This window comes from Mycobacterium sp. SMC-15, assembly GCF_045310925.1.
Lineage (GTDB): Bacteria > Actinomycetota > Actinomycetes > Mycobacteriales > Mycobacteriaceae > Mycobacterium.
Map to the genome: position 1 here is coordinate 26,964 of NZ_JBJIAJ010000001.1, position 20,350 is coordinate 47,313.

The following is a 20,350-nucleotide window of genomic DNA, read 5'->3' on the forward strand; positions in this document are numbered from 1 at the left end:
GCGCGGCGCCTGTTCGCCGATGGATCAGCCGATCCCGGGACTTCCCGGACCGTCGCGGCACCGGATCGTAACGACCGGCAAACAGTTGTGTCTTGCTGTCATAAATTGTCTATTGGCAATTGACCGCCCGTGCTACTAATGCCTCGTGACCGACCTGCACCGACCGTCACCGATGCCGCACGAGTGGAGCACTGCCGGCACGGAACGGGGTTCGCATCGGCGTCCGAATCAGGCAGGTGCCCACCGGATCCGCAGCGAAGCAGGTCGACGTCCCCATCGGCATTACCCGATCGCCGAGATCCTGCATATGCCGGATCTGCAGGCGCCACGGAAAGCCGCACCGGCCTCCGGCTGGCGCAAACTCGTTTATGCCGCCTCATTCCGCGGTATCAATGCCGGGGAATCACCGCTTGAACAGCATTACCGTGCACTCCGCGATCAGATCCGTCAGCGCATGCACAAACACTTGGTCATCGGCGTGGTCTCCGGTAAAGGCGGCGTCGGCAAAACCACGATGACCACATGCATCGGCGGCATATTCCGGGAATCGCGATCAGACAACGTCGTAGCGATCGACGCCGCACCGGGCTTCGGGACGTTGGCCGACCGGATCGACACCGCCTCACCCGACGGCTACACCGAGATCATCGCCAAGATCGATGTTCGGGGCTACACCGATATCCGAGAACATCTGGGCCACAACAGCATCGGTTTGGACGTGCTGTCGGGCAATCGGACTTCCGACCAGCCTCGTCCGCTCGTGCCTTCGATGCTGAACGAGGCGCTGGCCCGCCTGCGCCGCACACACCAGATCGTCCTGATTGACACGTCGGACAATCTGGACCATCCGGTGATGAAGGCGGTATTCAACTCCTGCGACGCCCTGGTCTTTGTGTCCGGACTTACCGGCGATACCGCACTGCCGGTCGCGCGTTCCATCGATCTGCTGCGCTCAATGGACTACCACGACCTGCTGGCGCGTTCGATGGTCATCCTCAACAACAGCCGGAACCACGCCACTCCGAATGCGCGGCGCTACCTCACCGATCTGTTCACCGAGGCCGAGATCCGCGCCGAATACATGCCGCACGATCCGCACCTTGCCAAAGGCGGCATCATCGACACGCAGTACGAGCTTCGCCCGCAGAGCCGGCTACGGCTGTTCGAAATAGCGGCGACGCTGGCGGATCAACATGTGCGCAAAGCCGATCGACCGATCTGACCAGCTACCCAACCTCTGTGGAGCTAAGGGGAATCGAACCCCTGACCTTCTCGATGCGAACGAGACGCGCTACCAACTGCGCTATAGCCCCTGACCGATAGGAGATTACCAGCCCCTAGCGGGTGCCCTGAAACCGAGACCTATTGACCGGAGGCGCGCGCCAGGTCGCCGCGCCAGTTGTACCGGCCGGAACTCGACGTGTACTCCAGGTGCTCGAACACCGGGTCCTCGTCGTCGATCTCCAGCACCGCCACGCCCGGACGGCGCAGCCGTGACGGCACCACCTCGAACGCGTCGGTGTGGACACTCTCGCGCTGCATACGCGGCCGCTCGGAACGCCGTGCCCGGCGGGCCCGCACCTGCTGCTCGATCCGGGTCTGGCGCCGCAGGTAGGCCAGATAGAGCACCGTCGCGCCGGCCGCGCCACCACAGATCCACCACGCACTGGGTGCCACGGTGAAGGCGGTGAGCGCCGAGAGCACCAGGACGACCGCCAGCGACATCAACACGCGCTTGCGGAACTCGTACTTGCGCGCGCTGACGGCCGCCGCGGTGTCGATACGGGGCCGGCGACCACGGGCCGACAGTCCGGCCCCGCGCGCGGAGGACTCCGCTTCGGGCTCGAGCCCGGAGCTGTCCTCGACGTACTCGTACTCGTAACCGTCGGATTCGGCTTCGGCGGCCGGCTCCTCGTAGGCGTCCTCGTCGGCCTCGGCTTCCACCTTGGCCGCCAAGGCCTCGGCCGCCATGGCGGCCTCCTCCGCGGCGCGAGCTTCCGCCTCGGCGGCGGCCTGGGCTTCGGCCTGGGCGCGCGCCTCGGCTTCGACCTCGGCGGCAAGCCCCGCTTCCGACAGCGGGAGCACGTCGGAGTCATCGGCGACGACGTCGACGTCCAAGTAGTCGAGCTCGGTCTGCTCACCGACCTGCTTTTCCGCGGTGGCGACGAACACGGCCGCCGCGGCGACGAACACCCGCGAGCCGTCCTGGGCCGGCTCGCCCTCGACCTCGTCGACATCATCGATGTCGGCGTCCTCGTCGATGTCGTCGGCGCTGTGCTGCCAGTCGGGGTCGCTGCGGTGGCCGGTGGCCGGCCCGCCGCGCTTGAGCAGCCGGGCGCTGGAACCACTGGTCAATACCCTGGTCGCCAGGGCGACGTCACTGGTACGACGCACCGCGTCGCGCTTGCTGACCAGCATCGGCACCAGTACGAACAGCCAGAGAACGACCAGTGAGATCCAGAGCAATGATTGCGGGATGCTGGGCATGGTTGGCCTGCTCCTTTCCGAGCCAAGGCTAGGTGTGGGACCCACACGACCTCGGACGACGCGCCGAACCAATTACACAGTTGTAATTTACTCGCTGACCTCGTTAGTCACAACTACCACACGGGTAACAGCCCGCCCGAAATTGCGTCAGACCCGGGCGGCGCGGCCGGACCGGATCAGCGCCGCGGTCACCGAGCCGGCGACCTCCTCGGCCGTCATCGCGACCAGCAGGTGGTCGCGCCACGCCCCGTCGACGTCCAGGTAGCGCTGCAACAGCCCTTCCTGGCGGAAGCCGGCCTTCGCCAACACCGCTCGGCTGGCCGCGTTCTCCGGCCGGACGGTGGCTTCCACTCGGTGTAGCCGTACCGGCCCGAAGCAGTGGTCCAGCCCGAGCGCCACCGCCCCGGTCGCCACTCCCCCGCCGGCCACCGCACTGGACACCCAATAGCCGATCCAGGCCGAGCGCAGCGCCCCGTGCGCGATGTTGCCCACCGTCAGCTGGCCGCAGAATCGGCCGTCGAGTTCGATCACGTACGGCAGCATCCGCCCGTAGCGGGCCTCGGTGCGCAGGCTCGAACACAACGGCGGCCAGGACGCGCTGCCGTGCCGGGTCACCCAGTCCACCTCCACGCTGGGTTCCCACTGCTCCAGGTAGGCGCGGTCGGCCAGCCGGATCCGGCTCCATGCCACGCCGTCACGCATACGCACCGGCCGCAGCCGGATCACCCCCGCCGGCACCCGCAGGGGCCCGAGCACACTCGGCCAACCGGGGTGCTCAACGGCCTTGAACGGCCACAGATTGACCAACATGGACTCGGGTTCAACCCCGCTGAGCCAGGAAGGCGACGTCCACCAACTCGCCGGCGGCGACCTGTTCGACCTCCTCGGGAACCACCACCAGACAGTTCGCCTCGGCCAACGTGGCCAGCAGGTGCGACGACGTGCCGCCGGAAACCCCGAGCACCTGCACCAGGTATTCGCCGGTGTCCTCGTCACGCATCAGCTGGCCGCGCAAGAATCCCTTGCGCCCGGGCATCGAAGCGATCGGACCGAGGGTGCGGGCCTGCACCATCCGGCGCATCGGCTCGCGCTTGCCCAGCGACAGCCGGATCAGCGGGCGGATCATCACCTCGAACACCACCAGTGCACTCACCGGATTGGTGGGCAACAGGAACGTCGGCACCCCTTCCGGGCCGAGCTGGCCGAAACCCTGCACCGACCCGGGGTGCATCGCGATCCGGGCGACTTCCATGTCGCCGAGGTCGGCCAGCACCGCGCGCACCTCATCGGCCGCGGCGCCCCCGACTCCACCGGCGATCACCACCACCTCGGCGCGATTGAGTTGTCCCTCGACCGTCTCGCGCAGTTTCTTGGGGTCGTTGCTGACGATGCCGACCCGGTTCACCTCCGCGCCCGCGTCACGACCGGCCGCGGCCAGCGCGTAGGAGTCGACGTCGTAGACCTGCCCGTTGCCGGGGGTGCGATTGACGTCGACCAGTTCGCCACCCACCGCCATCACCGACAGTCGGGGGCGCGGGTGGACCAGCACACGGTCGCGGCCCACGGCGGCCAGCAGCCCCACCTGGGCCGCGCCGACCACCGTGCCGGCACGCACCGCGACGTCACCGGGCTGCACGTCGTCACCGACCCGGCGCACATAGTCGCCCGGGCGCACGCCGCGCAGCACCCGGACCCGGGAGTTCCCGCCGTCCGTCCAACGCAGCGGAAGGACCGCATCGGCCAGGGTGGGCATCGGCGCCCCGGTCTGGATCCGGGTGGCCAGCTTGGGTTGCAGCCGGGTCGGGGTGCGCGCACCGGCTTCGATGACACCCAACACCGGCAGGGTGACCACGGTGTTGGAGGCATCATCGCGCCCGGCCCCATCGGAGCTGTCGCCGATCGCGTCGGCACCCAGCACATCGACGCTGCGCACCGCGTAGCCGTCGATGGCGGCCTGGTCGAATGCGGGCATCGGCCGCTCGGCGACCACCTCTTCGGCGCACATCAAGCCCTGCGCCTCGGCGATCGCTACCCGGACCGGGCGGGGCGCCACCGCGGCAGCCGAAACCCGGGCCTGCTGCTCCTCAACCGAACGCACGGTGCGCCTTTCTCCGTTGCTGCATCGGTCCGATTCTCCGCAGACGTCAGCTCAGTTCTCCGCCAAGCCCAGCCGCGCCACCAACCACCGGCGCAGATCCGGACCGTAGTCGTCGCGGTCCAAGGCAAAGTCAACCGCAGCTTTGAGGTAGCCGCCCGGATTTCCCAGGTCGTGTCGCGACCCCCGGTGCACGACGACGTGCACGGGGTGGCCCTCGGCGATCATCAGCGCGATGGCGTCGGTGAGCTGCACCTCGCCGCCGGCCCCGCGATCGATGCGCCGCAACGCGTCGAACACGGCCCGGTCCAGCACATAGCGGCCCGCCGCCGCATACGTCGACGGTGCGTCCTGCGCCTTGGGCTTCTCGACCATCCCCTTGACCCGCATCACGTCCGGGTTGTCGCTGTCGGGCAGCGACTCGACATCGAAGACGCCGTAGGCGCTGACCTCGTCGGGACTGACCTCGATCGCGCACAACACGGTGCCGCCCCGGCGGGCACGCACCTTCGACATGGTCTCCAGCACACCGGTGGGCAGCACCAGGTCGTCGGGAAGCAACACCGCGACGGCATCTTCGTCGGGGGACAACGTGGGCTCGACGCAGCTGATGGCATGCCCCAGGCCCAACGGCTCGGCCTGCACCACCGACTCGACCTTGATCAATTGCGGGGCCCGGCGCACCTTGGCCAGCATCGCCTTCTTACCGCGGGCCTCCAGCGTGCCTTCCAGCACCAGGTCCTCGACGAAGTGCGCGACCACGCCGTCCTTGCCCTCGGAGGTGATGATCACCAACCGCTCGGCGCCGGCCTCGGCCGCCTCGGCAGCTACCAGCTCGATTCCGGGGGTGTCGACGACCGGCAACAGCTCTTTGGGCACTGTCTTGGTCGCGGGCAGAAAGCGGGTGCCCAAACCTGCCGCGGGCACAATGGCGGTGCGCGGAATCGGGACCTTCGGCGTGGGCATTGCTCACACGATAACCGCAATCCACTTGATCTCTTCGGCTGGCGGTAGGCGAGCCGTTGCTGACAGTCTGGTTGCCGTGACCGACGACGCGGTGGTGGCCGCCAAGTCCGCGTTGCGGGCGCGGCTGCTCGCCGACCGACGCGCGGTACCCCCCGATGTGCACGCCGCCGAGGCCGCGGCGTTGGCCGAGCACCTGCAACAACTGGCGGGCCAGGCCACCACGGTCTGCGCCTATGTCCCGATCGGCAGCGAGCCGGGTTCGACCGAGATGCTCGCTCGCCTGACCCGTCGCGGCGTGCGGGTGCTGTTGCCGGTGGTGCGCACCTCCGACGACGGCACCCCGCTGGCGCTGTTATGGGGGGAGTACCGGCCGGAGTCCCTGGCCACCGCCCGGTTCGGCCTGCTCGAACCACCGCAACCGTGGCTGGCCGCCGACGCGCTGGCCGAGGCGGACCTGATCGTGGTGCCGGCAGTGGCCGTCGACCGCCGGGGGGCCCGACTGGGGCGCGGCGCGGGCTTTTACGACCGCTCGCTGCAGTGGCGCAGGCCGCAGATTCCGCTGGTCGCAGTGGTCCGCGACGCCGAGCTTCTCGACAAGCTGCCTGCCGAGGCCCACGACGTGCCGATGACCCATGCCCTGACACCCGGGCTCGGCCTGGTGGCGCTGGGCTGAGCCACAGTGGCCAGGAATGAGGAAGGCCACATAGTGGTTCTAGCACTTAGCACGGTAGAGTGCTAAGCCGATTGTTCGATTCACGGAGGTTCACGTGCCCACCTACAGCTATGCCTGCACCGAGTGCAGCAACCGCTTCGATGTGGTCCAGGCCTTCACCGACGACGCACTGACCAACTGCGAGGAATGCAACGGCCGGCTGCGCAAGATCTTCGGCAAGGTCGGCGTGGTCTTCAAGGGCAGTGGCTTCTACCGCAACGACAGCCGCGAAGCGGGCAAGTCCGGGAAGTCAACGTCCAACGGTTCCAGCAACGGCAGTAGCTCCGCCAGCTCTACGAGCTCTGGTGACTCCGGCAGCGGTTCGAGCGACAGCGGCACCAAATCGGCCGACAGCGGCGCCAAGTCCAGCGACAGCGCCAAGGCCAGCACCACCTCGTCGGCACCGGCGACAACCGCCAGCTAGTCCGTTATCCACAGTCCGGCGCTTGAGCCGACGACGCCCGGTGAACCTACCGGTTAGCGTGCGGCCATGGGCGAGTCGCTCAATCCCACACTGATCAGCCGAATATCACTGGCCCTGCGCCCGGACTGGACCCGCACCGTGCGCGCCCGTCGAGTGACCGCAGCCGCACTGGTCGTGCTGGCCGGCGTCGCGACGATCCGCTCCAACCCGCAGGGCGACCGGCTCGATGTGGTGGTGGCAAGCCACGATATCGCGCCCGGCACCGCCCTGACCATCAACGATGTTTCCCTCGAAAGCCGTTCGGCCCAAACAGTTCCCGACGGCGCCGCCACAGATACGGCGGCGGTGGTGCAGTCCACGCTGGCGGGTCCGGCCCGCCGCGGCGAGATACTCACCGATGTGCGTCTGTTGGGTCGCCGGCTCACCGAGGCCGCTGCCGGAACCGACGCGCGCATCGTTGGAGTGCACCCGGCCGACGCCGCCCTGATCGATCTGGTGCGCCCCGGCGATGTCGTCGACGTCGTGACGGCCGCTCCCGACGATGCCGCCGGTCCGCCGGGTACCGCCCGGGTGCTGGCCAGTGGCGGGATCGTGGTGCTGGTGTCCGACAAGCACAATCACGACGATCGGGTGGTACTGGTGGCGTTGCCGGCCACCGCCGCGGTGGCGGTGGCCGGCGCCACACTGGGTCAGGCCGTCACGCTCACCCTGCGCTGAACGGGCCTCAGGCGGCTGGCTGCGAGCTGGCGCAGAATTTGCACTTGGTCGCTTCAGCGGCGATCTCGGACGTGCACTCCGGGCAGGCCTTGGTCGGCGGGTCGTCGCCGAACACCGACTTCCCGCGCCGCTTCTGAATGTGCTTGTAAGGCAACACGATGAAGAAGTAGATAGTCGCCATGAACACGATGAAGTAGATGATCGCCGAGATGAATGCACCCAGGTCGACGAACGTCGCCTCGTTACCGGCTTCCCCCAACTGGTAGCCCAGGCCGAGACCGCCGGTGTTCGGCTGGGTGGCCGAGACCAGCGGGTTGATCACCGATTTGGTGAAAGCTTCGACCAGGTTGGAAAACGCCAGCGCCACGACCAGACCGATGGCCACGGTGATGACGTCATCGCGCATCAGGAAATTCTTGAACCCCTTGAGCACCGCAATTCCCCTTCCGTACGGATGCACTGCGAAGCGGCGCCACGCCGCCTACGGCGAACCGTAGTAGCCGCTGCGGAGTCCGTACGGGGGATTTCGAGAAGTCGAACCTCAACCGTGATGCGGCGGGATGTTGTCCCGTAACCAGCGCTCGCGTTCCTCGGCTTCCCGGGCGTCGTCCGGGTCGCGTTCGTCCGAGGACGACTGATGCTCTTCGAGTCCGGGCATGGCCGCCTAGATCTCCAGGCTGGACAGTTGGCCGATAATCGCCGCGGCCAGCGGGTTCAGTGTCGCCATCCCGTCGCGGACCGCCGCCCGGGACCCGGCCAGGTTGACCACCAGGGTGCTGCCCGAGACTCCGGCCAGACCACGCGACAACCCCCCGTCGGCGATCCCGGCGGACAATCCGGACGCCCGCAGTGCCTCGGCGATGCCGAGGATCTCGCGGTCCAGGATCTCGAGGGTGGCCTCGGGTGTGACGTCGCGCGGGGTGACCCCGGTACCGCCCACCGAAACGACCAGGTCGACCCCGCCGATCACCGCCGTATTCAGCGCGTTGCGGATCTCCACCTCGTCGGCGGCGACGGCGACTATGCCGTCGACCATGAATCCACCCTCGGCCAACAATTCAGCGACCAACGGGCCGCTGTGGTCCTCATCGCCGTGGGCGGTGCGGTCGTCAACAACGACGACGAGTGCGCGGCCGGCGAGTTCTCGGGACTGCTCCATGGGTGCAACCGTATATCCGGATTCCGACACCGGAGTCACCAACCCGTCACTGCTGCGCTTTACCCAGCGTGACCTGCGCGGTCTTGGACGCTCCAGCGGCATCCAAGTAGGTCAGCGTTACCTGGTCGCCGGGCGCCTTGGAGCGCACCGCGGCGACCAGCGCGTCGGCACTGCCGATGGGACGCTTGTCGAACGCCGTCACCGTCGCGCCCTCGGGTAAGCCGGCCTTCGCGGCCGCCTCACCGGGCACCACCTCGACCACCTTGGCGCCGTGCAGGCTGCGCTCGCTGGTGACGCGCACCCCCAGGGAGGCGTGCGACGCCGTGTGATCCGGCGAGTTGATCAGTTCGTCGGCGATCCGTTTGGCCTGATCCACCGGTATCGCGAAGCCGAGGCCGATCGAGCCGCTCTGGGCTTCGGCGGAATCGCCGCCCATGGTGGCGATCGCGGAGTTGATCCCGACCAGGTCGCCGTTCATGTTGACCAACGCACCGCCCGAGTTTCCGGGGTTGATGGCGGCGTCGGTCTGGATCGCATCGAGCACCGTGTTCTGGTTACCCGCCTCCCCGCTGGTCGAGACGGGCCGGTTGAGGGCGCTGACGATCCCTGTCGTCACCGTGCCCTCCAGGCCGAGCGGCGAGCCGACCGCCACCACGTTCTGACCCACCCGCAGGTCTGCAGAGGAGCCGATCGTGATCGGGGTCAGATCCGAAACGCCCTGGACGCGCACCACGGCGATATCGCTGGCCGGGTCCGTCCCCACCACAGTGAACGGCGCAGTGCGGCCATCGGCGAAGGTCACCGTGGTCCTCGGGGCCCCCTTGGGAGCCCCATCGGGCTTGCTGCCCGGGTCAACCTTGGTGCTCGGGTCGGGCTTGGCGGCAGCGGCGGCCACCACATGGTTGTTGGTCAGGATCAGGCCGTCGGCCGACAGGATGATGCCCGAGCCCTCCTCGGACTGGCGGCCCAGATCGGTCTCCAGCATGACGACGCTGGGCACCACTTTCGCCGCAACCTTCTCCACTGAGCCGTCCGGCAGATTTACCGCGGCCGGCACACCTGGCGCCTGGATGCTCGGCGAGTGGTTTCCGGTGGCGACCGGCTTGTGATCGGAGTGCAGCGCCGAGCCCACCACGCCGCCCATCACACCGGACATCGCTGCGATCGCCACCGCCCCGAGCACCAAACCTCCGGTGCGAGAACGCTTCGGCGGTGTCCCCCCGGGACCGCCCGGACCGACCGGAATCCCGGGGCGGCCGTAGGAGGCGTCATAGGCGGAGCGGTACGCGGACTGCTGGTGCTGCTGCTGGCCCTGCTGAGGGGCGTAACGCCAGTCGTAGGGCGGCGGGTACGAACCCTGCGCGGCCCGGCCCGGGTAACCGGACTGTCCGCGTTGGTCCGCCGCCGGCCCACCGGTCGGGTTGGCCCGTTCCGGTTGCTGAGGCGGCGGGGGGTACCCGGGGTAATTCGTCATGTTTGCTGCCTACTCCTAGGGACACGACTGCGGCGACGTTGCCTCACCACCATGCCTACGTGGACTGAGAAGCGCCTGTGACTGCTCCGGCCGGTATTTGCTCGGCCGACGTGGCACCGCCGGGCAACACCATTCGGAACGAAGTCCCAGGCGGCGTCCCCCCGGGCATGGTCTCTCCGATGGTGATCTTTCCACCGTGTTTGAGCACCACCTGTTTGACGATCGCCAGTCCCAGCCCGGATCCGGGCATCGCGCGCGCCGAGTCCGATCGGTAGAAACGCTCGAAAACCAATTCCCGTTGGCTCTCCGGGATTCCGGGCCCCTCGTCGGACACGATCATCTCCACGTGCGTGGGGTCGAGCTGCCGCATCCGCAGCCCCACCACGCCGCCCGCGGGACTCCACTTGGCGGCATTGTCGAGCAGGTTGAGCACCGCGCGGGACAGCCCCGCGGCATCGCCGTACACGTGCCACGGCACCACCTGGATGTCGAACTCGATGTCGTTGCGGCGCCGCCGGACCCGCTCCATACTGCGGTCGACGACCTCGGTGATGTCGACCTGCTCGTAGGCAACCTCGCGTTGATCGTCGCGGGTCAGGTCCACCAAATCGCCCACCAGCGTGGACAATTCCTCGATCTGACCGATTGCGTCAGCACGCAATTCGGCCATCTCCTCCTCCGGCAGCTGCGGGGCACCCGGCGCCGCGGACGCCATCAACAGCTCGACGTTGGTACGCAGCGACGTCAACGGGGTCTTCAGCTCATGCCCGGCGTCGGCGACCAGTCGTGCCTGCCGCTCCCGCGACTCGGCCAAGGCCCGCAACATGGCGTTGAACGCCTCGGTGAGTCGGGCCAACTCGTCGCTGCCGTAGACCGGGATCGGTCTCAGGTCATCGGTGCGCGCCACCCGTTCGGCCGCCTCGGTCAGGCGGCCCACCGGTCTCAGCCCGGTTCTGGTGACCATGCCGCCGGCCACCGCGGCCACCACGACACCCACCCCGCCGACGACCAGCAGCACCCATCGCAGCTTCATCGTCACCGCCCGGGTGGGCGCCAGGCTCTTGGAGATCAACAGCGTGCTGCCATTGGGCAGGTGCACGGCCAGGACCCGCTGGCCGGACGCGGTGCGGCGCGACAGGAACAACTCGCCGCGGATGACGGCCTTCTCCTGCTGGCCGACCGGCAACCGCTGACCGGGCTGGTTGGCGGTGTAGATCGACCGGCCCGGGTTGACCAGCATGGCGTTGACGTCGGAGTAGGCGGTGCCCTCGATCGCTTTGCGCGGATCGGCGGCCAGTGAGCCGCTGGCGATCAGCATCTCGGCACGACTCTGCAGCTGATTATCGATGTCGTTGTAGAGCGCCGCCGAGATCACGGCGTAGACGGCCACCGCCATCAACACCACCACCAATGCCACCATCGACATCGCCAGTAGCATCACCCGCCAGCGCAGTGACAGGGATGTCTTCTTCGCCTCTTCACCCTGTCGGCGGCGGAACGATTGCATCAGGGAGGAGTCTCGCGCAGCACGTAACCCACCCCGCGAACGGTGTAGATCAGCCGCGGCTCACCTTCGGCTTCAGTCTTGCGACGCAGGTACCCGATGTAGACCTCCAGCGCGTTGCCCGAGGTGGGGAAGTCGAAGCCCCACACCTCCTCGAGGATCCGGCTGCGGGTCAGCACCCGACGCGGGTTGGCGATCAGCATCTCCAACAGGGCGAACTCGGTGCGGGTCAGGCTGATCTGGCGATCACCCCGGGTGACCTCGCGGGTCACCGGGTCCAACGTCAGGTCTTCGAACGACATCGCCACCGATTCGGACAGGTCCTCGGCGGTGGTGCGGCGCAGCAGCGCCCGCATCCGCGCCAGCAGTTCCTCCAGTGCGAACGGCTTGGGCAGGTAGTCGTCGGCGCCGGCATCCAGGCCGGCGACCCGCTCGGACACCGAGTCCCGTGCCGTCAAGACCAAGATCGGCAGGTCGTCACCGGTGCTGCGCAGCTGACGACAGACTTCCAGTCCGTCCAGCCGCGGCATCATGACGTCCAGGATCATCGCGTCCGGACGGTCGCTGGTGATTGCCTCGAGCGCCTCGACGCCGTCGGTGGCCAGCGAGACCGAGTAACCATTGAACGACAAAGACCTGCGCAACGACTCGCGCACAGCGCGATCGTCATCAACAACCAGTACCCGGGTAGCCATGGGTGCTATCCAATCATCCGAAAGGCGATCTGGAGGGTCAGGAGCAGGTCGTGTCGGAGCCTAATTAGCGACGGTCGAGGTCGATAAGGCCCAGGCGTGCAGCTTTGAGGAGGCGACGCGGCACCTTGTGCGCGCGGCCGGCGACCGTCACGTTGACCAGGCCGGTTGCCTCAGCCTTCCACTGCGCGCGGCGACTACGAGTGTTCGCACGCGACATCCTGCGTTTCGGCACGGCCATGGTCGAGCCTCTCCTGTTGTTGGCATAGTGCCGCTTCGATACCAGCGGCGGGACTATCCGAAAGGATAGCCGGTGACCAGCGTCGGCTCCAAAATAGCGAATACGGCGGTTCAGCGAGGCTCGACGAAGGAGAGACGAGGCTGGGACCGACGCCTTGACGCGGCACCGGCGGTACCGGCTAACCTACCGGTTGGTTGAGGGATGGGATTTGGGGATGACAGCAGCCGTTCGGATCGGCAACTGCTCGGGGTTCTACGGCGACCGCCACGCCGCCATGCACGAGATGCTCACCGGCGGCGAGCTGGACTACCTCACCGGCGACTACCTGGCCGAACTGACCATGCTGATCCTGGGTCGCGACCGGATGAAGCACCCGGAACGCGGTTACGCCAAGACCTTCCTGACCCAGCTCGAACAATGCCTCGGACTGGCCCTGGACCAGGGCGTTCGCATCGTGGCCAACGCCGGCGGGCTGAATCCGGCGGGCCTGGCCGAGGCGGTGCGCGAGCTGGCGCAGCGCCTGGGCGTTCCGGCCCGCGTCGCCCACGTCGAAGGCGATGACCTGCTCCCCCGTGTGGCCGAGCTGGGATTGGGCACTCCGCTGACGGCGAACGCCTACCTGGGCGCCTGGGGCATCGCCGAGTGCCTGGCCGGCGGCGCCGACGTGGTGATCACCGGCCGCGTCACCGATGCATCGGTGATCGTCGGGCCCGCCGCCGCTCATTTCGGCTGGAGCCGCTCGGACTACGACCAACTCGCCGGGGCCGTGGTCGCCGGCCACGTCATCGAGTGCGGAATCCAGGCCAGCGGCGGCAATTACTCCTTCTTTACCGAGATTCCCACCGAGAAGTTGCTGCACCCCGGGTTCCCGCTCGCCGAGATCCACGCCGACGGGTCGTCGGTGATCACCAAGCATGCCGGCACGGGCGGGCTGGTCAGCGTGGACACCGTGACCGCGCAACTGCTCTACGAGGTGACCGGCGCGCGCTACGCGAACCCCGACGTCACGGCGCGGATGGACAGCATCGAGCTGGCCGCCGACGGGCCGGACCGGGTGCGGATCTCGGGCGTGACCGGTGAGGCGCCGCCACCCACCTACAAGGTGTCGCTGAACAGCATCGGTGGGTTCCGCAACTCCACCACCTTCGTGCTGACCGGCCTGGACATCGAGGCCAAAGCCGCGCTGCTGCGCACGCAGCTCGAGGCGGCCCTGACCGTGCGGCCGGCCGAGCTGGACTGGACGTTGTCGCGCACCGACCACCCCGACGCCGACACCGAGGAAACCGCCAGCGCCCTACTGCACTGTGTGGTGCGCGACCCGGACCCGGCGAACGTCGGCCGCAAGTTCTCCGCGGCCGGCATCGAACTCGCACTGGCCAGCTACCCCGGGTTCTGTGTCACCGCCCCACCCGGCGACGGCCAGGTCTACGGGGTCTTCACCCCCGGCTATGTCGATGCCGCCCAGGTGCCGCACGTCGCCGTGCACGCCGACGGCACCCGGGTGGACATTCCCTCCGCCACGCAGACCCTGGAACTCGCTGCGGCCGCCGACCCGGAGCTGCCCGAGGCACTGCCGGCCGGCCCAAGCCGCCGCGCGCCACTGGGGACGATCGCCGGCGCCCGCAGCGGCGACAAGGGCGGCTCGGCCAACGTCGGAGTCTGGGTGCGCACCGACGAACAGTGGCGCTGGCTGGCCCACACCTTGACCGTGGACAAGCTGCGCGAACTGCTGCCCGAAACCGCCGAGTTGCCGGTCACCCGTCACCTGCTGCCGAAATTGCGCGCGGTGAACTTCGTTATCGAGGGCATCCTCGGGCAGGGCGTCGCCTACCAGGCCCGGTTCGACCCGCAGGCCAAGGGGCTGGGCGAATGGCTGCGAAGTCGTCACCTCGAGATACCCGAGCAGCTGCTGTCAGAAGGGGAACTGTGAGTATCTGGACCACCGCCGAGCGCCAAGAGCTGCGCAAGACCGTGCGCGGCTTCGTCGAGCGCGAGATCCTGCCGCACGTCGATGAGTGGGAACGCTCCGGCGAGCTGCCGCGCGAACTGCACCGCAAGGCCGCCGAGGTCGGCTTGTTGGGTGCGGGCTTCCCCGAGGAGGTCGGCGGCAGTGGCGGCGACGGCGCCGACGCGGTGATCGTCTGCGAGGAGATGCACCAGGCCGGGGCGCCGGGCGGGGTGTTCGCCTCCCTGTTCACCTGCGGCATCGCGGTACCGCACATGATCGCCTCGGGCAACGCTCGGCTGATCGACGAGTTCGTTCGCCCCACGCTGGCCGGCGAGAAGATCGGTTCGCTGGCCATCACCGAGCCCGGCGGCGGCTCCGATGTCGGACACCTGCGCACCACAGCGCGCCTCGACGGCGACCACTACGTGGTCAACGGCTCGAAGACCTTCATCACCTCCGCGGTGCGCGGCGACTATGTCGTCACCGCGGTGCGCACCGGCGGGCCGGGAGCGGCCGGGGTGTCGCTGCTGGTGGTCGAGAAGGGCACGCCGGGGTTCGAGGTGAGTCGCAAGCTGGAGAAGATGGGCTGGCGCTCCTCGGACACCGCCGAGCTGTCCTACGCCGACGCGCGGGTGCCGGTAGCCAACCTGGTCGGTGTCGAGAACACCGGCTTCGCCCAGATCGCGTCGGCCTTCGTCTCCGAGCGAGTCGGGCTGGCAGCGCAGGCGTATTCCAGCGCGCAGCGTTGCCTGGACCTGACCCTGACCTGGTGCCGGGACCGGGAGACGTTCGGCCGGCCACTGATCTCGCGGCAGGCGGTGCAAAACACCCTGGCCGAGATGGCCCGCCGCATCGATGTGGCCCGGGTCTACACCCGCCACGTCGTCGAGCGGCAGCTGGCCGGTGAAGCCTTCCTCATCCCGGAGGTGTGTTTCGCCAAGAACACCGCGGTGGAGGCCGGTGAATGGGTGGCCAACCAAGCGGTGCAGCTGTTCGGCGGCATGGGTTATATGGCCGAGTCCGAGGTGGAGCGTCAGTATCGGGACATGCGCATCATCGGCATCGGCGGTGGAACCACCGAAATCCTGACCTCCCTGGCCGCCAAGACGCTTGGATACCAGTCGTGACGGCCCTGAAGTCCACCCTGGACCCCCACTCCCCCGCCTACACCGAGGCGGCGTCGGCGCTGACCGAAAAGCTCGCCGAGATCGATGCCGAGCACGCCAAAGCACTCGCCGGCGGCGGACCCAAGTACGTCGAGCGCCACCATTCCCGCGGCAAGCTCACCGCCCGGGAGCGCATCGAGACGCTGATCGACGCCGACTCACCGTTCCTGGAGCTGTGCCCGCTGGCCGCCTGGGGCAGCGCTTTCCAGGTCGGGGCCAGCCTGGTCACCGGGATCGGCGCGGTCGAAGGCGTGGAGTGCATGATCGTCGCCAACGACCCGACGGTTAAGGGCGGCACGTCCAACCCCTGGACGCTGCGCAAGATCCTGCGGGCCAACAAGATCGCCCTGGAGAACCGGCTTCCGGTGATCTCCCTGGTGGAATCCGGCGGAGCGGACCTGCCCACCCAGAAGGAAGTCTTCATCCCCGGCGGCCAGATGTTCCGCGATCTGACTCGGCTGTCGGCCGCCGGCATCCCGACCATCGCGCTGGTTTTCGGCAACTCCACCGCGGGCGGGGCCTATGTGCCCGGCATGTCCGATCACGTGGTGATGATCAAAGAACGTTCCAAGGTATTTTTGGCCGGGCCACCGCTGGTGAAGATGGCCACCGGCGAGGAGTCCGACGACGAGTCACTCGGCGGCGCCGAGATGCACTCGCGCACTTCGGGGTTGGGCGATTACCTCGCCAACGATGAGCTTGACGCGGTGCGGATCGGTCGACGGATCGTGGCACGGCTGAACTGGGTCAAGCAGGGCCCGAGGCCCAAGACGGTGACCGAGCCGCTGTTCGACTCCGAAGAGCTGATCGGCATCGTGCCCGCGGACCTGCGCGTCCCGTTCGACCCGCGCGAGGTGATCGCCCGGATCGTCGACGGCTCCGACTTCGATGAGTTCAAGCCGCTCTACGGGTCATCCTTGGTGACGGGTTGGGCACGGCTACACGGATATCCGATCGGCATCCTGGCCAATGCGCGGGGAGTGCTGTTCAGCGAAGAATCCCAGAAGGCCACCCAGTTCATCCAGTTGGCCAACCGCTCCAACACCCCACTGTTGTTCCTGCACAACACCACCGGCTACATGGTGGGCAAGGACTACGAAGAGGGCGGGATGATCAAGCACGGCTCGATGATGATCAACGCCGTGTCCAATTCGACGGTGCCGCACATCTCGCTGCTGCTCGGCGCCTCCTATGGCGCCGGGCACTACGGCATGTGTGGGCGCGCCTACGATCCCCGCTTTCTGTTCGCCTGGCCGTCGGCCAAATCCTCGGTGATGGGCGGAGCACAGCTCGCAGGCGTGCTGTCGATCGTGAACCGGGCGGCCACCGAGGCCCGCGGGCAGCAGGTCGACGAGGCGGCCGATGCCGCCATGCGCGCCATGGTCGAAGGGCAGATCGAAGCCGAGTCGCTGCCGCTCGTCCTGTCGGGGATGCTCTACGACGACGGGGTGATCGACCCGCGCGACACCCGCACGGTATTGGGCATGTGTTTGTCCGCCATTGCCAGTGGCCCGGTCGAGGGGACGTCGAACTTCGGCGTCTTCCGGATGTGAGCGCGATGAGCGCTTGCACGAAGAGCAGAAGGCAGAGTCAATGATCAGCACTGTTCTGGTGGCCAACCGCGGCGAGATCGCCCGACGGGTCTTCGCCACCTGCCGTCGGCTGGGCCTGGGCACGGTCGCGGTCTACACCGACCCCGACGCGGGCATGCCGCACGTCGCCGAAGCCGACGCGAAGGTCCGCCTGCCGGAGACCACCAGCTACCTGTCCGCCGAGGCGATCATCGCCGCGGCGCGGGCCGCCGACGCCGACGCCATCCACCCCGGCTACGGATTCCTTTCCGAGAACGCCGACTTCGCCGCCGCCGTGCAGGCCGCCGGTCTGACCTGGATCGGGCCGCCGGTGGCCGCGGTGACCTCGATGGGCTCCAAGATCGAGTCCAAGAAGATGATGGCCGCGGCGGGCGTGCCGGTTCTCGAAGAACTCGACCCGGCGACCGTCACCGCCGCTCAACTGCCGGTGCTGGTGAAGGCCTCCGCGGGCGGCGGTGGCCGCGGCATGCGGGTGGTCAACGAATTGTCGGCCCTGGCAGGCGAAGTCGAGGCCGCCCAGCGCGAAGCCGCTTCGGCATTCGGCGACCCGACGGTGTTCTGCGAGCGCTACCTGCCGACCGGGCACCACATCGAAGTGCAGGTGATGGCCGATCAGCACGGCACGGTGTGGGCGGTCGGTGAGCGGGAATGCTCGATTCAGCGCCGCCACCAGAAGGTCATCGAAGAGGCGCCGTCGCCGTTGGTGGAACGCACCCCCGGAATGCGAGCCAAGCTGTTCGAGGCCGCCCGGCTGGCGGCCAGCGCGATCGGCTATACCGGCGCGGGCACCGTGGAGTTCTTGGCCGACTCCCGCGGCGAGTTCTACTTCCTGGAGATGAACACCCGGCTGCAGGTCGAGCACCCGGTCACCGAGGAGACCACCGGTGTCGACCTGGTCGAACTGCAGATCGCGGTGGCGGACGGTGCCCGGCTGGACGCCGAGCCGCCGGCCGCGCAGGGACATTCGATCGAGGTTCGCCTCTACGCCGAAGACCCCGCCCACGGCTGGCAGCCGCAGGCCGGGCTCGTGCACGCCCTCGACATCCCGGGCGTGACGGCACAGTTCGAGACGCTGTCCCGGCGCACCGGCGTCCGACTGGACTCCGGCATCGTCGGCGGATCGACGGTCTCCATTCACTACGACCCGATGCTGGCCAAGGTGATCAGCTACGCACCGACCCGCCGGCAGGCCGCGACCGTGTTGGCCGGCGCGCTGGCGCGAACCCGGCTGCACGGCCTGCGCACCAACCGCGACCTACTGGTCAACGTGCTGCGCCATCCGGCCTTCCTGGACGGGGCCACCGACACGGCGTTCTTCGACACCCACGGTCTGGCGGAACTGTCGGCGCCGCTGGCCGACGCCGCCACAGTGCAGGCCAGCGCGATCGCGGCCGCCCTGGCCGACGCCGCACACAATCGGGCCACCGCGGAGGTGTTCGGCTCCATCCCCGGCGGTTGGCGCAACTTGGCCTCGGGTTTCCAGTCCAAGGGCTACCTCGACGACGCAGGCACCGAACACCGGATCGAATACCGTTTCACCCGAACGGGGTTGATCGTCAACGGCGCCGAAGTCACCCTGGTTTCGTCGGCTCCAGATGAAGTGGTGCTGGCCGATCCGGCCGGCGTCGCCCGCACGTTCACCGTCGCCCGCTACGGCTCGGATGTCTACATCGACTCCCCCGCCGGCGGTGTCCACCTGGTGGCGTTGCCTCGATTCGGAGATCCCGAGTCGGCGGTCGCGCAGGGATCGCTACTGGCGCCCATGCCCGGCAACGTGATCCGGCTGGGCGCGGCGGTCGGTGACCAGGTGAGCGCCGGCCAGCCACTGATCTGGCTGGAAGCCATGAAGATGGAACACACCATCAGCGCGCCGTCCGACGGCGTGCTCACTGAACTCGACGTCAAGCCGGGCGACCAGGTAGAGGTCGGCGCCGTGCTGGCCCGTGTCGAACAATCCGAAACAGCATCCGAAGCAGAAGGAGATCCACTGTGACCGATTCCAAGAGCGACACCAGCTTCATCGAAAGCGACGAACGACGCGCACTGCGCGAGTCGGTCGCAGCGATGGCCCGCAACTATGGCCAGGACTACTACCTGGAGAAGGCCCGCGCCGGCGAGCACACCGACGAATTGTGGAACGAGGCAGGCAAACTCGGCTTCATCGGCGTCAACCTGCCCGAGGAGTACGGCGGCGGCGGCGCCGGCATGTACGAGCTGTCGCTGGTCATGGAGGAGATGTCGGCGAACGGCTGCGCGCTGCTGATGATGGTCGTCTCACCGGCCATCAACGGCACCATCATCTCCAAGTTCGGCACCGACGAGCAGAAGAAGCGGTGGATCCCCGGTATCGCCGACGGCTCGCTGACCATGGCGTTCGCCATCACCGAGCCCGATGCCGGATCGAACTCGCACAAGATCACCACCACCGCGCGCCGCGACGGCTCCGACTGGATCCTCAAGGGCCAGAAGACCTTCATCTCCGGCGTCGACCAGGCGCAGGCCGTGCTGGTGGTCGGCCGCAGCGAAGACGCCAAGACCGGCAACCTGCGGCCCGCGCTGTTCGTGGTGCCCACCGACACCCCCGGACTGAGCTGGACGCCGATCGAGATGGAGCTGGTCAGCCCCGAGCGCCAGTTCCAGGTGTTCCTCGACGACGTGCGGCTGCCGGCGGACGCGCTGGTGGGCTCCGAGGACGCCGCCATCGCGCAGCTGTTCGCGGGCCTGAACCCCGAGCGCATCATGGGCGCGGCCAGCGCGGTCGGCATGGGCCGCTTCGCGATCGGCAAGGCCGTCGACTACGTCACCACCCGCCAGGTGTGGAAGACCCCGATCGGCGCGCACCAGGGTCTGTCGCATCCGCTGGCGGCCAACCACATCGAGATCCAGCTGGCCAAGCTGATGATGCAGAAGGCGGCGACGCTCTATGACGCCGGCGACGACTTCGGTGCTGCCGAGGCGGCCAACATGGCCAAGTACGCCGCCGGCGAGGCGTCGACGCGGGCGGTCGACCAGGCGGTGCAGTCGCTCGGCGGCAACGGCCTGACCAAGGAGTACGGCATCGCCGCGGCGGTCACCTCGTCCCGGCTGGCGCGGATCGCACCGGTGAGCCGGGAGATGATCCTCAACTTCGTCGCGCAGACCTCGCTGGGCCTGCCTCGAAGCTACTGAGGCCG

The 20,350-nt window shown here is 68.1% G+C and carries 19 protein-coding genes and 1 tRNA gene; 9 read left to right on the plus strand and 11 right to left on the minus strand.

Annotated features, from left to right (window positions below):
* Positions 1 to 172 precede the first annotated feature (172 nt).
* Positions 173 to 1,222 carry a MinD/ParA family protein gene (locus ACJH71_RS00135; RefSeq protein ID WP_406756552.1) on the plus strand — a complete coding sequence of 350 codons (1,050 nt, stop codon included), beginning with the start codon at positions 173 to 175 and terminating at the stop codon, positions 1,220 to 1,222.
* 18 nt (positions 1,223 to 1,240) lie between these two features.
* Here the strand turns inward: ACJH71_RS00135 and ACJH71_RS00140 are convergent.
* From ACJH71_RS00140 to ACJH71_RS00160, 5 genes are all read right to left on the minus strand, one after another.
* Positions 1,241 to 1,313: transfer RNA gene (locus ACJH71_RS00140), tRNA-Ala, on the minus strand.
* Positions 1,314 to 1,362: 49 nt separating this feature from the next.
* Entirely contained in the window at positions 1,363 to 2,487 is a 1,125-nt protein-coding gene (gene glpR, locus ACJH71_RS00145) for a gephyrin-like molybdotransferase receptor GlpR (protein ID WP_406756032.1), read from the minus strand.
* A 147-nt stretch (positions 2,488 to 2,634) separates the two neighbouring features.
* Positions 2,635 to 3,297, minus strand: a complete 663-nt coding sequence (locus tag ACJH71_RS00150) for a GNAT family N-acetyltransferase (protein WP_406756033.1) — start codon at positions 3,295 to 3,297, stop codon at positions 2,635 to 2,637.
* A gap of 10 nt (positions 3,298 to 3,307) precedes the next feature.
* Positions 3,308 to 4,585 (minus strand): gephyrin-like molybdotransferase Glp, encoded by a 1,278-nt coding sequence (glp, locus tag ACJH71_RS00155; protein WP_406756034.1) that lies wholly within the window; start codon positions 4,583 to 4,585, stop codon positions 3,308 to 3,310.
* Between the two features lie 51 nt (positions 4,586 to 4,636).
* Positions 4,637 to 5,548, minus strand: a complete 912-nt coding sequence (locus ACJH71_RS00160) for a UTP--glucose-1-phosphate uridylyltransferase (RefSeq protein WP_406756035.1) — start codon at positions 5,546 to 5,548, stop codon at positions 4,637 to 4,639.
* 76 nt (positions 5,549 to 5,624) lie between these two features.
* Here ACJH71_RS00160 and ACJH71_RS00165 point away from each other — a divergent pair, with 76 nt between their 5' ends.
* The 3 genes from ACJH71_RS00165 to ACJH71_RS00175 all read left to right on the plus strand — a co-directional run bounded on the left by ACJH71_RS00165 (position 5,625) and on the right by ACJH71_RS00175 (position 7,401).
* The gene (locus ACJH71_RS00165) at positions 5,625 to 6,221 is read left to right on the plus strand and encodes a 5-formyltetrahydrofolate cyclo-ligase (RefSeq protein ID WP_406756036.1); all 597 of its coding nucleotides are present in this window, start codon (positions 5,625 to 5,627) and stop codon (positions 6,219 to 6,221) included.
* Between the two features lie 94 nt (positions 6,222 to 6,315).
* Complete coding sequence (locus tag ACJH71_RS00170) at positions 6,316 to 6,684, plus strand: FmdB family zinc ribbon protein (protein ID WP_406756037.1); 369 nt, start codon at positions 6,316 to 6,318, stop codon at positions 6,682 to 6,684.
* Positions 6,685 to 6,750: 66 nt separating this feature from the next.
* Positions 6,751 to 7,401 carry an SAF domain-containing protein gene (locus tag ACJH71_RS00175; protein WP_406756038.1) on the plus strand — a complete coding sequence of 217 codons (651 nt, stop codon included), beginning with the start codon at positions 6,751 to 6,753 and terminating at the stop codon, positions 7,399 to 7,401.
* 7 nt (positions 7,402 to 7,408) lie between these two features.
* Here ACJH71_RS00175 and ACJH71_RS00180 read toward each other — a convergent pair whose 3' ends face one another.
* The 6 genes from ACJH71_RS00180 to rpmF form a co-directional block, all read right to left on the minus strand.
* Positions 7,409 to 7,834: an MscL family protein gene (locus ACJH71_RS00180; RefSeq protein ID WP_406756039.1), complete on the minus strand. Its 426-nt coding sequence runs from the start codon at positions 7,832 to 7,834 to the stop codon at positions 7,409 to 7,411.
* Between the two features lie 231 nt (positions 7,835 to 8,065).
* Positions 8,066 to 8,560 (minus strand): molybdenum cofactor biosynthesis protein B, encoded by a 495-nt coding sequence (locus ACJH71_RS00185; RefSeq protein WP_406756040.1) that lies wholly within the window; start codon positions 8,558 to 8,560, stop codon positions 8,066 to 8,068.
* Positions 8,561 to 8,606: 46 nt separating this feature from the next.
* Positions 8,607 to 10,034: a S1C family serine protease gene (locus ACJH71_RS00190; protein ID WP_406756041.1), complete on the minus strand. Its 1,428-nt coding sequence runs from the start codon at positions 10,032 to 10,034 to the stop codon at positions 8,607 to 8,609.
* A 55-nt stretch (positions 10,035 to 10,089) separates the two neighbouring features.
* On the minus strand, positions 10,090 to 11,541 hold the full coding sequence (locus ACJH71_RS00195) for an ATP-binding protein (RefSeq protein WP_406756042.1): 1,452 nt from the start codon (positions 11,539 to 11,541) through the stop codon (positions 10,090 to 10,092).
* Positions 11,541 to 12,233, minus strand: a complete 693-nt coding sequence (locus ACJH71_RS00200) for a response regulator transcription factor (protein ID WP_024442851.1) — start codon at positions 12,231 to 12,233, stop codon at positions 11,541 to 11,543. Before ACJH71_RS00200 ends, ACJH71_RS00195 begins: the two co-directional genes overlap by 1 nt.
* A gap of 64 nt (positions 12,234 to 12,297) precedes the next feature.
* The gene (gene rpmF / locus ACJH71_RS00205) at positions 12,298 to 12,471 is read right to left on the minus strand and encodes a 50S ribosomal protein L32 (RefSeq protein ID WP_024442852.1); all 174 of its coding nucleotides are present in this window, start codon (positions 12,469 to 12,471) and stop codon (positions 12,298 to 12,300) included.
* Positions 12,472 to 12,685: 214 nt separating this feature from the next.
* Between rpmF and ACJH71_RS00210 the strand changes: the two genes are divergently transcribed.
* From ACJH71_RS00210 to ACJH71_RS00230, 5 genes are read left to right on the plus strand one after another with little or no spacing between them, the layout of a single operon-like run.
* On the plus strand, positions 12,686 to 14,401 hold the full coding sequence (locus ACJH71_RS00210) for an acyclic terpene utilization AtuA family protein (protein ID WP_406756043.1): 1,716 nt from the start codon (positions 12,686 to 12,688) through the stop codon (positions 14,399 to 14,401).
* Complete coding sequence (locus tag ACJH71_RS00215; RefSeq protein ID WP_406756044.1) at positions 14,398 to 15,546, plus strand: acyl-CoA dehydrogenase family protein; 1,149 nt, start codon at positions 14,398 to 14,400, stop codon at positions 15,544 to 15,546. The genes ACJH71_RS00210 and ACJH71_RS00215 overlap by 4 nt, the downstream gene beginning before the upstream one ends.
* A complete protein-coding gene (locus ACJH71_RS00220; RefSeq protein WP_406756045.1) occupies positions 15,543 to 17,138 on the plus strand; it encodes an acyl-CoA carboxylase subunit beta in 1,596 nt (531 codons plus the stop codon). The genes ACJH71_RS00215 and ACJH71_RS00220 overlap by 4 nt, the downstream gene beginning before the upstream one ends.
* Before the next feature lie 40 nt (positions 17,139 to 17,178).
* Positions 17,179 to 19,170: an acetyl/propionyl/methylcrotonyl-CoA carboxylase subunit alpha gene (locus ACJH71_RS00225; protein ID WP_406756046.1), complete on the plus strand. Its 1,992-nt coding sequence runs from the start codon at positions 17,179 to 17,181 to the stop codon at positions 19,168 to 19,170.
* Positions 19,167 to 20,345, plus strand: a complete 1,179-nt coding sequence (locus ACJH71_RS00230; RefSeq protein WP_406756047.1) for an acyl-CoA dehydrogenase family protein — start codon at positions 19,167 to 19,169, stop codon at positions 20,343 to 20,345. Before ACJH71_RS00225 ends, ACJH71_RS00230 begins: the two co-directional genes overlap by 4 nt.
* The last annotated feature ends 5 nt before the right edge of the window (positions 20,346 to 20,350 follow it).

Coding starts and splice junctions, on each gene's coding strand:
- ACJH71_RS00135 (WP_406756552.1), top strand. CDS start 173: ATGCCGCACGAGTGGAGCACTGCCGGCACGGAACGGGGTTCGCATCGG.
- glpR (WP_406756032.1), bottom strand. CDS start 2,487: ATGCCCAGCATCCCGCAATCATTGCTCTGGATCTCACTGGTCGTTCTC.
- ACJH71_RS00150 (WP_406756033.1), bottom strand. CDS start 3,297: ATGTTGGTCAATCTGTGGCCGTTCAAGGCCGTTGAGCACCCCGGTTGG.
- ACJH71_RS00160 (WP_406756035.1), bottom strand. CDS start 5,548: ATGCCCACGCCGAAGGTCCCGATTCCGCGCACCGCCATTGTGCCCGCG.
- ACJH71_RS00175 (WP_406756038.1), top strand. CDS start 6,751: ATGGGCGAGTCGCTCAATCCCACACTGATCAGCCGAATATCACTGGCC.
- ACJH71_RS00185 (WP_406756040.1), bottom strand. CDS start 8,560: ATGGAGCAGTCCCGAGAACTCGCCGGCCGCGCACTCGTCGTCGTTGTT.
- ACJH71_RS00190 (WP_406756041.1), bottom strand. CDS start 10,034: ATGACGAATTACCCCGGGTACCCCCCGCCGCCTCAGCAACCGGAACGG.
- ACJH71_RS00195 (WP_406756042.1), bottom strand. CDS start 11,541: ATGCAATCGTTCCGCCGCCGACAGGGTGAAGAGGCGAAGAAGACATCC.
- ACJH71_RS00200 (WP_024442851.1), bottom strand. CDS start 12,233: ATGGCTACCCGGGTACTGGTTGTTGATGACGATCGCGCTGTGCGCGAG.
- rpmF (WP_024442852.1), bottom strand. CDS start 12,471: ATGGCCGTGCCGAAACGCAGGATGTCGCGTGCGAACACTCGTAGTCGC.
- ACJH71_RS00210 (WP_406756043.1), top strand. CDS start 12,686: ATGACAGCAGCCGTTCGGATCGGCAACTGCTCGGGGTTCTACGGCGAC.
- ACJH71_RS00225 (WP_406756046.1), top strand. CDS start 17,179: ATGATCAGCACTGTTCTGGTGGCCAACCGCGGCGAGATCGCCCGACGG.